The following is a 12,692-nucleotide window of genomic DNA, read 5'->3' as shown; positions in this document are numbered from 1 at the left end:
CGCACTGGGCACATCCTCATGTGGTCTTTGCTATTCACTTCCGCGCCGCTTGCGCTTGGGCTTACGCTGCGACACCCGGACCGGCCAGCACACCGCCCACGCCAACACTGCCGACGGCACACCTGCCGCCAGCACCAGCCCGGCCGTGCTCCAGCTCACCCCTGCCTCCCCGACGAGAACACGGTCCATCGAGCGAAAGACATTCGCGGAGTCACGGTTTCGACGTCCGCGACACACATCACCGCATGCAGCATCAGCACATCCATATGCAGCTGCGACGGCATGATCACCGCATCCACATCCGCATTCCGAACCTGGTCGACCAGCGGCACCAGCGTGATTTTCGGCGGCCATACCAGTGCGTAGCCGAGTCGCCGCGCCAGCCGCCGCACCTGCGCGGCATCCCATTCCGGCATTCCGGTGACTGCTGGGTCTATCCAGCCCAGCGCGGTCGGACGCGGCCTCATCGCTGCCTTGTATCGCGGGGTACGGGTGTCGGTGTAAGCCGTGCGGCGAGTGCTGCTGCATCGGCACCGGGGTCGGTCAGCCCATCCAGTACATCCAGCAAGGTCTGCAAGTCGGGGCCAGGCGCCGCCGCTGGCTTGGGGTCAAGGAAATCGCGACAGTCCAGCCGCTCTGCGTGGCAACGAGTCTCGATCACGCGCTCCGGCCCATTGGTCGGTTCGAAGCGGACGGCTTTCGGTCTTCTCTCGTCAGCATCGGCGGATGTGGATCGCCACGGCGTGTACTGCTGGCAGCTATCCATGTCCGGGCTCATTCCGTGCTGTCCTCCTGATCGCGTACTGGTAAGCACCTCCTGCCGAGCAGCAGTCGCCACCGACCGGGTGGTTTGGCTGCGCGGTCGATGTGCCGATGGGGAACACGGCATCGACTCGGCGGTGCTGCGACGAACGGTTGGCACGCCCGGTGGCGGGGGATGCGGCACCCCGGCACCAGGACGATTGCGCGGGCACAGGCTGGTCTGCCCAGCGGACCGCGTACGCGAATCGACCACATCGACTGGTGCACCGCAGTAAACGGCCGGTGAACCGATGAACGGATCACGTTGCAGCAGTCCTGAATCGCGCTCCACCGCTCTCGATCGGCGGCGGTTCGGGTTTCGCGTGGTCACCGCCCCTCCTGACCGGTGTCCTCCGCGCCCGGATCGGCGTGAAGTTTCCCCACGACATAGACCAGCCATACTCCGCAAAGCAGGGTGGGTAAGCACGATGATCAGCGGCGATTTGAGCGGGCATTGGACTGCACCCCCTTGGTTGTTCGGTTTCGTAGATCTGTTGTCAGGCAGAGGGTTTGGTGCAGGTCGGGCAGTCGTCGGGCGAATCGGTGGGGTGCGGATGTCCCGTCTCGACTAGGCGTGTCCAACAGCCCCGCAACATCTCACATGTCCCAACCGTGCAGTCGGCGTGTAGATCGCGGGAGATCTCCCGATGCATCTGCGCCGGTGCCATCGCCTGACTCGGATACCGGTGCTCGATGGGATCGGCGGCCATATCAGAACCCCTGGTGCGGAACGTCGGCCGGGACGAGCCGACCGGCCTCGATGAGCCGCTTCTTCGCCTGCGCCTTGACCGGGCACATCGACGCCGCGCAGTCCAGGTGAGCCTGCATGGTCGTGTGGGCGTATTCGATTGTCATCACGGGCAATTCGCTGTGGTTTGTTATCGGCAGGCCGTGCATACGGATACTCCGAACGTGGGTATGGGTGTCTGGAATGCCCGGTAGCCGAGGCCGAAACTGCCTGTGCAGCAGAGTGATTCACTGAGGCAGCGGGTGCATCCCGACTACCGGGGTGATTTCAGTAGTACGCTTCCCAGCAGAGCTGTGGAAGATTTCAGCACGTGAATTGAGCAAGTTTGCTCCAAAATTCCACGGCGAGGGGCAAACTGATTCCAAACCGACATCACCCGATAGCGAGGCTAAGGAATGTCCATCGGTTCAACGGGTTCCACTCTGCCGCGTCGTATGCTCGGCCGAGCGCTCAAGCGGTTGCGGGAAGGATCGGGCACACCGCCGAAGGTTGCGGCGCAGGCCATTCGGGTATCGGTGCAGACGTTGTGGCGGATCGAGACCGGACAACAGGGACCGAAGCTGAAAGAGATTTATGTGCAAGCGCTCTGCCAGCTGTACGGAGCGGCATCGGACGAGACCAAGGTGCTTGTCGGTCTCGTAGAGCTGGCCGAACAGAAGAACTGGTGGCACCCGTACGAGGATGTGATCCCAGAAGTCTTCGCCCTGTTCATCGGCCTGGAAGAGTTTGCCCGCGAGCTTACGACCTTTCAGCTCACACTAATGCCGGGTCTACTCCAGACTGCCGATTACCGACGCGCCGGTGTCTGGGCGCTGCAGCCGCAGGCCAGTCCGACCGAGGTGGAGCGCAACGTAGAGCTGACGATTCGGCGGCAAGAGCGGCTTCAAAAGGATAGCCAGAACTTTACTTTGCATGCTCTGTTGTGCGAGTCGACGTTGCGCTACCCGATCGGCGGTCCGGCAGTCATGGGACGCCAACTCCGCCACCTCGAGCAGGCGACTCAAATGCCCAACGTGTCGATTCGTGTCGTACCCCTCAGTGCCGGAATGCATATCGGCCTGCAGGTAGGCAGCTTCGTCTTGCTGGAGTTCCCCGAACATCCGACCGCCTACTTGTCGGAGCCCCCGGTGGTGTACGTGGATGGGTACACCGGCGCCCTCTACCTGGAACGTGAGCCGGAGATTCGCCAGTATCGCTTCGGACTTGCAGGCATCCGGCGTGTCGCGTTGGATGAAGGAAAATCCAGGGAACTGGTGGCCCAGATAGCAAGGGAGTACGAAGGGTGAGCATCGACCTATCGGGGGCGAACTGGTTCAAGTCCAGCCGCAGCAAGGACGCCCAGGCCTGCGTAGAAGTTGCACACCTCAACGGGGGCATGGTTGGCGTGCGCGACTCCAAGGATCGCACCGGTCCGGCGCTGGTTTTCAGTCCTGCGGAGTGGGATGCCTTTGCAGCAGGAGTCAAAGAAGGCGAGTTCGATCGCGCCTGATCGGCGGTCGACACTCGAAACCGAATGAACCCAGGCGCTTTCGTCGCCTGGGGTTCTTCCGTTCCCGTTTTCCTTGCCCGCGCGTCGGCGACGGTAGGTGGACCTGCGTCGGTTCGGCTGACGATGGCGACATATGAAGCAACCTCGGCATCGCATCCAACGTCATCGTTGTTGGCGTGCGCCCGGCCCCGATAGAACCCACATTCCGCAGAAGCCACCATCGCCTTTACGCGCTGGCGATTTGGCCGGTACGGTCTAGACGAGCTTGCAGGGGGCGGGGAAGCCGGTCCGGCCCCGGGTCTGATGGCACTGGCGCGAGAGGACGAGATGGCCTGCTGGAGTGGTGTATTCCGGGGTGTAGTGCTCGGTGCCGGGCTGATCATGCTGGTTTCGGCGTGCAACTCCGATGGGGAGTCGAAGGGCAGCACCAACAACAGTGCGTCGGCAACGCCGACCATCGCAGCGGATGTTCCAGCCGGATTCGACGCGTGTAAAGACCTCCCGCAGGCTCTCATTCAGTCGGAGAAACTGAAGAACAAGGGGGATGACATCGCAAATAGGCCCGGCGGCTTCAAGTGGCGCGGCTGCGGTTGGGTGCAGGCTGGCGGCGACGGATACGCCGCCACGATCGACACCACCAACATCACCTTGGCGATGGTGCGAACCAACAAGGACTTTACGGTGGATGAGGAGCTCACGGTCGCCGGACGGGCTGCACTCACGTCCCACGTCAGCGGCCAGGATCCGCACGCGGACTGCGTCATTAACGTCGAGCTGAAAGGCGGCAGCCTCGAGGTCAGCATCGACAACCCGCCTACGGGCAAACCGACTGCCGCCCAGCACTCTTGTGACATCGCTAAGCGTCTCGCGGAGCAGATCGTTCCAGCGATACCCACGACGCTCTGAACTTGTACCGACCTCCGGCCGATCCCGGCCGCAGTCCTGGGGAGGAATACCGACTATGAGCGATACGACGACGCCGTCTGCGGGTCCGCTGGCCAGCGTGATCAAGGACGCTCAAGAGGGCAACCTGACCGTCAGCTTCAGCAATGAAGTGCGCGTCAACGCCGCCGAATTCGTCTATATCGAACGAGACTGCGAAGCCTTCAAGGAAGAGATAAAGAACCTTCAACGGATCGCGCAGAACATCTCGCGCCGTGAGCACTGGGGTCTCGGGGAGACGACGGACGGCATGACCTCGGCCGCCACACTGGTGGCTCGCTTCCGCGGCAAGGCCAAGATTGTCAACACCGCCACCGACACGGACAACAACGTCTACGACATCCTCCAGCAGCACTACCAGATCGTCGACGACATCCAAAACCTCCACCGCACAATCGCCCAGAAGTACATGGAGCAGGACGAAAAGTTCGCCGCTCACTACAACGAGTTGACAGCGAATGTGGAACGCAGCCAGATCGGCACCACCCCGACCCAACTGGGCGTGATTTCACCCCCGGTCGTCGGTGCCTCGAAATGACTGATTCGAATCATCCAGGGGCGCGCTGGCCAGCGCGGTCAATGACGCCCGGAGGCTGAACTGCCCCGCAGCGGCCGACCATATACGACCGGCACAGGAGCCCCCAGCCCGCACGGGAGCGACAGATCTGTATTTGACGCATTCGGCACTGAATGTCGAGATCCACAGTCGCGCTATGGGATTCGATGCGGGTGACCCCAACACGGCAGCCGCCCGAGCCGACACGCTGACCTAAACACCCAGTGCCCCAAGCTCTCCCACGTCGCTCTATCGCTACCCCGACGGGCATCGGTTAGGATTCGCATCATGAGTGATGGGGGGACACCAGCCTCTGGCCAGAGCCTCGCTGTGGTGCCTGAGAAGGTTCGCGACGTCGGCAAGTACGTCTACGAGTTGGCCGAAGCACTGCGATCGGCATTGGACTCCGCGGCTAAGGACGTCGCGTCACTGACCGATGGCAGCTGGACCGGTGATGCGGCCAACGAATTCTCCGAGGGCTGGACAGAAGTGCGTGACGGCGGTGTCCAGATCATGACCGCTCTGACCGGCATGGCGGAGAAGCTGGGCGTCACCGCCGACACCTACCAGGTGGGAGATGAGAGCAACGCCGCCACCTTGAACACTTCGAGTTTGGATCTGCCATGAGCTCTCAGTTTTCGGTCGATCTCGACCATCTCGACGAGATCGTGGTCCGTCTGTCGGGTCTGGCCGGGTTCATCGGCGAGCATCTCGATGAGATCGATGACAGGGTAGCCACCCTGGTCGGCAGTGGGTGGGAAGGCGTTGCCGCCCAGGCATATGCCGATGCCCACGCTCAATGGGTCATTGGGGCAAGGGAATTCGTCGAGGGTGTGAAGGATGTGAGCGACGCAGCCAAGGCGGCCCACGCGCGCTACAGCACCGCCCACGACACCAATTACAAAATGTTCTCCCAGGGATAAGACACATGGGTGTACTGGTTATCGACTGGCAGACCTACTACGACGCCGGCAAGAAATGCCACGCCCTGGCCACCGATCTCCGTACCGCCGACAAACCGGTCCACGATGCGGTCAAAGGTGAATGCGCGGGCATGGCCGGTAACACCGCGGGCTGCGAACAATGGGGCAAGACCTACGATCGCGTCGCCCAGGAAACGATGCAGACCTGCACGAACCTGGCCGATGCCCTCACCAACTTCGGCAACATGCTCTACGCCGCCGGGTACAACTGGGCACTGTCCAACAACGCCAACCCAATGCCCGACCGCCCCACAGTGACGGCGATGTCGGAGTACAAGGTGACAATCCCGACTTCGGTAGGCAACAACGGCGACGGCGTCACCGAGGGAAAGGGCAGTGTCCCCGGCTTCTACGACGCCCTGGTCGGGAAGGTCCAGGAAGAGTTCGGAAGCAAGTTGCCCAACGGCAACAAAGACAAGCTCGCCAAGGCCGCATCGACATGGAAGACGTTCGCCGAACATAAGACCATCACCGATGCTGCGTCCAGGATCAACGAGATCACCAATCTCTTCACCGACATTCAGGACAAGAAAGGTCTCGACCCCCTCCTTGGCCACCTCACCACCCTCAATGGCGGCGCCACCCAGCTGGCCTCCGCATCCCTCAGCCTCGCCACCCCTGTTGCGGAATACAGCACCGCCACCTCCGAAACCCGCGACAAATTCCGCGACGCGGTCACCAACGCCCTGATAGCAGCCGGAACCACCGTCGTCATCGGCGTCGCCGCCTCCTGGATCACCGCCGCCCTCAGCGACGTAGCCGCCGGCGTCGGCGTCGTAGCGATCGCCGGCAACACCGCCAGAGTGCTCAAAAGCACCTACGACGCAAGCAAACTCATCAAAATAATCGGCACGGGGGCAGCGGTCGCGGGTGCCGCAGCCTTCACGGTCACCGCGTTCGACAAGGTCCCCAGCCTCACCGATATCGCCACCAAACTCGGTGCCATCATCGTGATGAAGGTATTCATCGATGATGCCGATTCGGATGACATCAATCCGAACAGCCCTAGCGGCGCGTTTACCACGGCCTCACAGACAACGAAGGTCAACAAGATCGCCAGCTACTACGGTGTGCCAGCGAAAGACGTCAAAGACGCCATCCACAGAATCAAGGCTTACGGGGCGTGGCGCGGGGATGGTGCGAATAAGAATCCAGATGTGGTGGTCGATCTGGAATCCGGTGAGGTATACGTGAAGAAGCCGGACGGCACCGCGTCAGACGATAGTATTGGAAATATCCGCGACGAGCTGGAAAGATGACGAAGGGGAGATGTGAACTCGGAGATTAAAGAATACGACGACAGGTGGATAATACAACCTTTACATGGAAGCCGTATTGCCAATATAGAATGGCGGCCTGATGGATTCGAATTCCACCTCGATTCCGGATTCAGGATAGCTGCCGGATACGGTGCCGAACTCTCGCCACGCTCTCTTGCTGAAGACGATCCTAACCGTCATGTGATCACGCACTGGCCGAAATCCGAAATCGAAAGGACGCTTACGGCGCCAATCGTATCGCCAGTATTCTTTAAGTCCGGCAGCTTGCGAATCGGCTTCCGGAATGGGTGGAATATGTTTGTGTCCGATCGGCACCCCGAGGTGCCAGCTGAGGTTTTCTGGGGCGATATACTCATTTGGAACCGCTCGGGTATCGCAAATCAGTCAGATTATCCGGTCGTGGCCGTAGATAAATGGTCGGGTGCCAGAATTCAGGCACCCCCGTGGCCATCTCGGCCAGCCGACCTCGTAATAAACTACGACTCAGATGATATCAACGATTGACCTGGGTTCAGTCACCGACCGGTAGTTCTCCGGCGTCACTACGGTATATACTGAAGACAAATATGTTTACGGTCGAAGCGTAGTCCAAACCCATTCCTATCGAGCAATGGCGGAATGCTATTATTGGAGCTAATCCCGGCGCTACGATCAAGGAAGTAGGGTAATGAATTCTGGCGACTTTATTACTCGACTGAAGCGGTATGGAGACCTGGAGTGGTACCGCCACGCGGGCGGCATCGGTGAAGACGGCACTCCTGCCCCGCCGCTTGTTGTCTGGCGTTTCCCTGAACCTCAGCCGGCTCGTGTTGCTGAACTGTTGCATGAGGCCGCTTTTGCCGAGGATCGAGAGATCGACTGGTTGTTCGACACTGCCCGACGAAATTGGGTGCTCGTACCTTTACGAGTAATGACTGAAAAAGAACTTCACGGACTGGCAACCGAAGCGCAAGCTGCGGACCTTTTAGTGAGGACGGATCGAAAGTTCTGCCAGCGTTCGGTACGGGATTTCAAGAGAATCATCGCGGCGTTGGATCGATATTCTGGCAACAGTACGTAGCCAGATGATTCTGCGGCCAATCTCGACGCCCGCTTGCCATAGGTCGGAATCAAGGGTTTATCGGAACCCGAACCCCGAGGTGCGGAGTCGTTCTGACGGGTATAGCCCCGGTGCGCAACAACTGCGGCGACATATGCAAGCAGGTCGTCGTCGGACACCGGTCATGGAGTTCGGTCAGCTCCCGGAACGCAGACAGTCGTTGCTTCGGATGATGCTGGGATCTGCCGTCGACGCCGGACGCAACAGGGGGAACGGGCGTTTCGACGTGGCGGTCATGGGGCGGCCGAACTCTCTCTCAGCTCTCGCGATCTTCCGGTGGCGAGTTTACGGGTCGCAGTCAGCGCCCTACATGGTGAAGACGATCCGAGGGATCGGCGTGAACTGCCGGATCCGCTCAGGCGTCGAGGTCGGTGGCGACGAGTTTGGCTACGAGCTCGAGTGCGTTCGGGTCTTCGCTGGTGACAACAACCTCGGTGCCGTAGGCCGCGCCGAGAGTCATGATCATCAGCGCGGAACCTGCGTCTACCGGCTCGCCGTCTACGAGGGAAAGGGTTACTTCGGCGCCGGAGTCGGTGACTGTTTCGGCGATGATGTTGGCGGGGCGGGCGTGCAGGCCGATGGTGGAGGCGACGGTGACGGTGGTGCTGGCCATGGGATTCTCCTTGGGTGAGAGGGGATTTCAGGCGGTGGCGAGGGCGGGAGTGCGTGGTTTGATGAATTCCTTGGCGGCGGTGACGCAGAGGGCGGATACGGCGGTGCCCGCGACGAGGGCGGCGAGGAACCAGACGATGTGGCCCACCGCGAAGAAGACGAAGATGCCGCCGTGTGGTGCGCTGAGCGTGGTTCCGGTGGCCATGATCAGTGCACCGGTGACCGCGCCACCGGCCATCATCGAGGGGATCACGCGCAGTGGGTCGGCGGCGGCGAAGGGGATCGCGCCTTCGGAGATGAAGGAGGCGCCGAGAAGCCATGCGGCCTTGCCGTTTTCGCGTTCGGCCGTGGTGAACAGGCGGGGCCGCAGCACGGTGGCCAATGCCATGGCCAGCGGCGGGACCATGCCCGCGGCCATGACGGCGGCCATGATGCGCAGCGAGGCCGGGTCGGTGACCGAAAGTCCGGCTACCGCGAAGGAATACGCGGCCTTGTTGACCGGGCCGCCGAGGTCGAAGCACATCATCAGGCCGAGGATGGCGCCGAGGGCGAGGGCGGAGGTGCCGGTGAGGCTGTTGAGCCAGTTGGTGAGGCCGCTGGTGATCGCGGCGAGCGGCTTGCCGAGGAAGATGAACATCAACGCGCCGACGATCAGTGAGGCGAACAGCGGGATGACCACGACCGGCATGAGTCCGCGCGCCCATTGCGGGGCAGGCGATTTCGCTACCCACAGGGCCGCGAATCCGGCGATCAGACCACCGACGAGGCCGCCGAGGAATCCGGCGCCGACGAAGACGGCCACCGCACCGGCGGTGAATCCCGGTGCGAGACCCGGTCGGTCGGCGATGGCGAAGGCGATATATCCGGCGAGGGCCGGTACCAGGAAGCTGAATGCCAGCGAACCCAGTTGGAACAGCACCGCGCCGAGATAGGTTGGTAGGCCGCCGTCGGGTAGTGCCGTCAGTGAGTTGTCGAGCACGATCTTCTTGGCGTGGTCGGCGATTTCGTAGCCGCCGAACAGGAATCCGAGCGCGATGAGCAGGCCGCCAGCGGCGACGAACGGGATCATATAGCTGACGCCGGTGAGCAGGATCTGCCGCAACCGGGTGCCCCAGCCGAGTGTTGCCGGAGCCGAATCACCCTCGGGGCGTGCGGATCCCGCGACGGTTGCGGCGGTGGGGTCGAGGGCAGCGCGCAGTGCGTCGGCGACCATCGTGTCGGGCTCGTTGATCGCCCGCTTGACTCCGGATTCGATGACCGGCTTACCCGCGAACCGTTCCCGGCCGCGGACGCCGACGTCGGTAGCGAAGATGACCGCGCTTGCGGCGGCGATGGTATCGGCGCTCAGCAGGGTGCTGCCGCTGGAACCCTGAGTCTCGACATGCACTGTGACGCCCGCACGGTCACCGGCGGCGACGAGGGAGTCGGCGGCCATATAGGTGTGGGCGATGCCGGTAGGGCAGGCCGTTACCGCGACGATCGTGCGCCCGGCAGCGGGGTCGGTCGTTTCATCCGAAACACCCTCGGGCGCAGGCATTGTCGTGCTGAGCGATGCGCCGACTCCATTCGCTGCCGGACTGGTTGTGCCATCTGCGGCGTCTTCTGATGCGCCGATCGAGGCCGCGGGCGTGGCGTTCGAAGCTGTTTGTGACACGGCTGCGCCGATCGAAGGCGCTGATGGCGCGGGAGTGCCGTTCGCGGCTGCCTGGGATGCGCCGCCGTGATCTGCTCGGGACGCGGCCGCGCCTGCGGAAGCCGTGCCGTTCGCGATGGGTGCGGCCGCGGCGTTCGAAGCCGCCTGGGACGTGGATACACCGTCCGTCGCAGCGGGTGTGACGGTGCCGTTCGAACCCGTCGGGGACGCTTGTGCGCTGCCGATTGAAGCAGCGCCGGGCGCGCTGCTCGAAACAGCGCCAGGCGCAGCCTTTTTCGGCGTCATCGCAGGCTTCTGCGCGATCACATCCGTAACCAGCGCAACCACCTCATCGGCACTCGCGGCCCCCCGCAACGACCCAACGAACTCCGGCCGAACAAGCGCCCGAGCCAAACTCGACAACAGCTTCATATGCTCCGCCCCAGCACCTTCCGGCGCGGCGATGAGGAACACCAGATCGGCGGGCCCATCGGCTGCACCGAAATCCACCGCGGGCTCCAACCGGGCGAACCCGAGCGACGCACTGGTCACGGCGGAATTCCGGCAGTGCGGAATCGCAATCCCGCCGGGAAGCCCTGTCGCGGACTGTGCTTCGCGCGCAAGTGCCGCATCACGCAATGCCTCGGCAGAGCTAGCGCGCCCATTGTCGGTCAGGCGCTGCGCGAGCGTCGCGATCACCGTTTCCTTGGCGCTGCCTAGGTCGGTATCGAGGCTGATCAGCTCGGTGGTGATGATCGAATCAGGGGAGTGGGCCATCGCAATGTCCTTCAGCGACTGTGCAGGGATTCCAACGTCGTGACGGCCACGGCGCGGGGGTCGGTGTGGTGTGGGCCGGGCAGCCCGGTCCCTGGCAGCGCGGCGGCGGCGCTGCCGTAGGCGACGGCGCGGCGCAGCCGATCCGGCGCGTCCAGCCCGTCGAGGTCGGCGAGCAGGTATCCGGCCAGCGCGGAATCGCCTGCTCCCACGGTGCTGCGCGGGGTGATGGCGGGTGCGGCGGCATGCCACGCGCCGTCGGCGGTGACCAGCACGGCTCCGGCCGCGCCGAGCGTCGCGAGCACGGCATCGACGCCGCGAGCGACCAGCGTGCTCGCCGCACGCGCGGCGGCGACGGGATCCTCGAGTTCGGCGGGGTCGCCGTGGGTGAGCTGGGCCAGCTCCTCGGCATTCGGCTTGAGCAGTTGCGGCGCAGCCGATTCCAGCTCGGCGGCCAACGCGAGCAGGGGAGCGTCGGAGGTATCGACCGCGACCCGAGTACCGCGCAGCCGGTGCAGCAGATACGCGTACCAGTCGGTGGGGACGGCGGGCGGCAGGGATCCGGACAGCACCACCCAGCTCGCCTTTTCGGCGAGTTCATCGAGCTGATTCGCAAGTGCGGCAAGGCATTCGGCGGACAGCGATGGTCCGGGTTCATTGATCTTCGTGGTGGTGCCGTCGCGTTCGGCGACGGTGAGATTGGTGCGCGCCGGGGTGGCGCACGGCACCGCGCGGTGCTGGATATCGGCATCGGTGAGCATGCGCAGCAACGGATCACCGGCATTGCCAGGCAGTACCGCAACGGTCTCGACGCCGGCGGCGGCGATCACCCGAGAGACATTGACCCCCTTGCCGCCGGGCTGCGAGAGCACGGTCTCGGCACGGAGGACGGCACCGCGCCGCAATGGCTCGCGCAGGCTGACGGTGCGGTCGACGCTCGGATTCGCGGTGAGGGTGACGATCATGCCGTGACCACCTCGATGCCGTATTCGGTGAGTTCGTTGTGCACCGAAGGCAACAGCGCGGTATCGGTGACCAGCACGTCGAATTCCTCGACCGAACCGAAACTCAGCAGATCCTCGCGCCCGACCTTCGTGGCATCGGCGACCACCACGGCCCGGTGGGCGCTGGCGATCATGGCGCGCTTGACCGCCGCCTCGTCGGGATCGGGGGTGGACAGTCCGTGGCCGATGGTCAGCGCATTGGTCCCGATGAATGCCACATCGACCCGCAGTTCGCCGAGCACCCGCAGCGCCTCCGCACCGACCGCGGCCTGCGTGACACCCCGCACCCGACCGCCGATCAGATGCAACCGCACCCCGCCGAATCCGCTGAGCCGGGCCGCGATGGGCACCGAGTTCGTCACGGCGACGAGTTCGCGGTCGGCGGGCAGGGCGGCGGCCACCCGAGCGGTAGTGGTCCCGGCATCGAACAGCACGCTGCCGCCGGTCGGTGGCAGATAGTCCAGGGCCGCCTGGGCGATGCGGTCCTTCTCGGCGGCACGCGTGTGTTCGCGCTCGGTGGTGCCGAGTTCGATCGCGGTGAGCGCCGCCGCGGGCACCGCACCGCCGTGCACCCGGCGGATCAGTCCCATCCGATCGAGGACCGCCAGATCGCGGCGCACTGTTTCGGTGGTGACCCCGTATTGCTCGGACAGATCGGCGACCGATACGCGCCCGCGTTGCCCGACCAGGGCGGCGATGGCCTGCTGGCGCTCCTCTGCGTACATCCGATCCTCCGATTGTCAATGTGTGTTTATGTTGTTTTATGCCCGT

The 12,692-nt window shown here is 63.5% G+C and carries 15 protein-coding genes; 8 read left to right on the top strand and 7 right to left on the bottom strand.

The window, feature by feature from the left end:
* Window positions 1-30 precede the first annotated feature (30 nt).
* The 3 genes from ACQP1T_RS25135 to ACQP1T_RS25125 form a co-directional block, all read right to left on the bottom strand.
* Window positions 31-159 carry a hypothetical protein gene (locus ACQP1T_RS25135; protein WP_433755528.1) on the bottom strand — a complete coding sequence of 43 codons (129 nt, stop codon included), beginning with the start codon at window positions 157-159 and terminating at the stop codon, window positions 31-33.
* Window positions 156-467: a hypothetical protein gene (locus ACQP1T_RS25130; RefSeq protein WP_433755527.1), complete on the bottom strand. Its 312-nt coding sequence runs from the start codon at window positions 465-467 to the stop codon at window positions 156-158. The genes ACQP1T_RS25135 and ACQP1T_RS25130 overlap by 4 nt, the downstream gene beginning before the upstream one ends.
* Before the next feature lie 1,045 nt (window positions 468-1,512).
* Window positions 1,513-1,656 carry a hypothetical protein gene (locus ACQP1T_RS25125; protein WP_433755526.1) on the bottom strand — a complete coding sequence of 48 codons (144 nt, stop codon included), beginning with the start codon at window positions 1,654-1,656 and terminating at the stop codon, window positions 1,513-1,515.
* 288 nt (window positions 1,657-1,944) lie between these two features.
* Between ACQP1T_RS25125 and ACQP1T_RS25120 the strand changes: the two genes are divergently transcribed.
* From ACQP1T_RS25120 to ACQP1T_RS25085, 8 genes are all read left to right on the top strand, one after another.
* Window positions 1,945-2,835: a helix-turn-helix domain-containing protein gene (locus ACQP1T_RS25120; RefSeq protein WP_433755525.1), complete on the top strand. Its 891-nt coding sequence runs from the start codon at window positions 1,945-1,947 to the stop codon at window positions 2,833-2,835.
* Complete coding sequence (locus ACQP1T_RS25115) at window positions 2,832-3,038, top strand: DUF397 domain-containing protein (RefSeq protein WP_433755524.1); 207 nt, start codon at window positions 2,832-2,834, stop codon at window positions 3,036-3,038. Before ACQP1T_RS25120 ends, ACQP1T_RS25115 begins: the two co-directional genes overlap by 4 nt.
* 303 nt (window positions 3,039-3,341) lie before the next feature.
* Window positions 3,342-3,944 (top strand): DUF3558 domain-containing protein, encoded by a 603-nt coding sequence (locus tag ACQP1T_RS25110; RefSeq protein ID WP_433755523.1) that lies wholly within the window; start codon window positions 3,342-3,344, stop codon window positions 3,942-3,944.
* Window positions 3,945-3,999: 55 nt separating this feature from the next.
* Window positions 4,000-4,518, top strand: coding sequence for a hypothetical protein (locus ACQP1T_RS25105; protein ID WP_433755521.1), 519 nt, complete (start codon window positions 4,000-4,002; stop codon window positions 4,516-4,518).
* Window positions 4,519-4,869: 351 nt separating this feature from the next.
* On the top strand, window positions 4,870-5,163 hold the full coding sequence (locus ACQP1T_RS25100) for a WXG100 family type VII secretion target (protein ID WP_433755519.1): 294 nt from the start codon (window positions 4,870-4,872) through the stop codon (window positions 5,161-5,163).
* The gene (locus ACQP1T_RS25095; RefSeq protein WP_433755518.1) at window positions 5,160-5,459 is read left to right on the top strand and encodes a WXG100 family type VII secretion target; all 300 of its coding nucleotides are present in this window, start codon (window positions 5,160-5,162) and stop codon (window positions 5,457-5,459) included. Before ACQP1T_RS25100 ends, ACQP1T_RS25095 begins: the two co-directional genes overlap by 4 nt.
* A gap of 5 nt (window positions 5,460-5,464) precedes the next feature.
* Window positions 5,465-6,778, top strand: coding sequence for a hypothetical protein (locus ACQP1T_RS25090; protein WP_433755517.1), 1,314 nt, complete (start codon window positions 5,465-5,467; stop codon window positions 6,776-6,778).
* A gap of 688 nt (window positions 6,779-7,466) precedes the next feature.
* A complete protein-coding gene (locus ACQP1T_RS25085; protein ID WP_433755516.1) occupies window positions 7,467-7,859 on the top strand; it encodes a hypothetical protein in 393 nt (130 codons plus the stop codon).
* Window positions 7,860-8,253: 394 nt separating this feature from the next.
* On the opposite strand, the gene ACQP1T_RS25080 is transcribed toward ACQP1T_RS25085, so the two are convergent.
* The 4 genes from ACQP1T_RS25080 to ACQP1T_RS25065 are packed head-to-tail and all read right to left on the bottom strand — an operon-like array spanning window position 8,254 to window position 12,646.
* Window positions 8,254-8,511 (bottom strand): HPr family phosphocarrier protein, encoded by a 258-nt coding sequence (locus ACQP1T_RS25080; protein WP_433755515.1) that lies wholly within the window; start codon window positions 8,509-8,511, stop codon window positions 8,254-8,256.
* Window positions 8,512-8,538: 27 nt separating this feature from the next.
* Window positions 8,539-10,920, bottom strand: coding sequence for a fructose-specific PTS transporter subunit EIIC (locus tag ACQP1T_RS25075; RefSeq protein WP_433755513.1), 2,382 nt, complete (start codon window positions 10,918-10,920; stop codon window positions 8,539-8,541).
* A gap of 11 nt (window positions 10,921-10,931) precedes the next feature.
* A complete protein-coding gene (pfkB, locus tag ACQP1T_RS25070) occupies window positions 10,932-11,882 on the bottom strand; it encodes a 1-phosphofructokinase (RefSeq protein WP_433755512.1) in 951 nt (316 codons plus the stop codon).
* A complete protein-coding gene (locus ACQP1T_RS25065; protein WP_433755511.1) occupies window positions 11,879-12,646 on the bottom strand; it encodes a DeoR/GlpR family DNA-binding transcription regulator in 768 nt (255 codons plus the stop codon). The genes pfkB and ACQP1T_RS25065 overlap by 4 nt, the downstream gene beginning before the upstream one ends.
* Between the last annotated feature and the right edge of the window lie 46 nt (window positions 12,647-12,692).

Source organism: Nocardia sp. CA-135398 (assembly GCF_050955845.1).
GTDB lineage: Bacteria > Actinomycetota > Actinomycetes > Mycobacteriales > Mycobacteriaceae > Nocardia.
The sequence above is the reverse complement of the archived record's forward strand: the minus strand, read 5'-3'. Positions and strand labels throughout refer to the sequence as shown.

Bases quoted from the DNA above. Each gene is read 5' to 3' on its own strand.
- ACQP1T_RS25110 (WP_433755523.1), top strand. From the start codon at position 3,342: ATGGCACTGGCGCGAGAGGACGAGATGGCCTGCTGGAGTGGTGTATTC.
- ACQP1T_RS25125 (WP_433755526.1), bottom strand. From the start codon at position 1,656: ATGACAATCGAATACGCCCACACGACCATGCAGGCTCACCTGGACTGC.
- ACQP1T_RS25105 (WP_433755521.1), top strand. From the start codon at position 4,000: ATGAGCGATACGACGACGCCGTCTGCGGGTCCGCTGGCCAGCGTGATC.
- ACQP1T_RS25130 (WP_433755527.1), bottom strand. From the start codon at position 467: ATGAGGCCGCGTCCGACCGCGCTGGGCTGGATAGACCCAGCAGTCACC.
- ACQP1T_RS25120 (WP_433755525.1), top strand. From the start codon at position 1,945: ATGTCCATCGGTTCAACGGGTTCCACTCTGCCGCGTCGTATGCTCGGC.
- ACQP1T_RS25080 (WP_433755515.1), bottom strand. From the start codon at position 8,511: ATGGCCAGCACCACCGTCACCGTCGCCTCCACCATCGGCCTGCACGCC.
- pfkB (WP_433755512.1), bottom strand. From the start codon at position 11,882: ATGATCGTCACCCTCACCGCGAATCCGAGCGTCGACCGCACCGTCAGC.
- ACQP1T_RS25065 (WP_433755511.1), bottom strand. From the start codon at position 12,646: ATGTACGCAGAGGAGCGCCAGCAGGCCATCGCCGCCCTGGTCGGGCAA.
- ACQP1T_RS25075 (WP_433755513.1), bottom strand. From the start codon at position 10,920: ATGGCCCACTCCCCTGATTCGATCATCACCACCGAGCTGATCAGCCTC.
- ACQP1T_RS25085 (WP_433755516.1), top strand. From the start codon at position 7,467: ATGAATTCTGGCGACTTTATTACTCGACTGAAGCGGTATGGAGACCTG.
- ACQP1T_RS25090 (WP_433755517.1), top strand. From the start codon at position 5,465: ATGGGTGTACTGGTTATCGACTGGCAGACCTACTACGACGCCGGCAAG.
- ACQP1T_RS25095 (WP_433755518.1), top strand. From the start codon at position 5,160: ATGAGCTCTCAGTTTTCGGTCGATCTCGACCATCTCGACGAGATCGTG.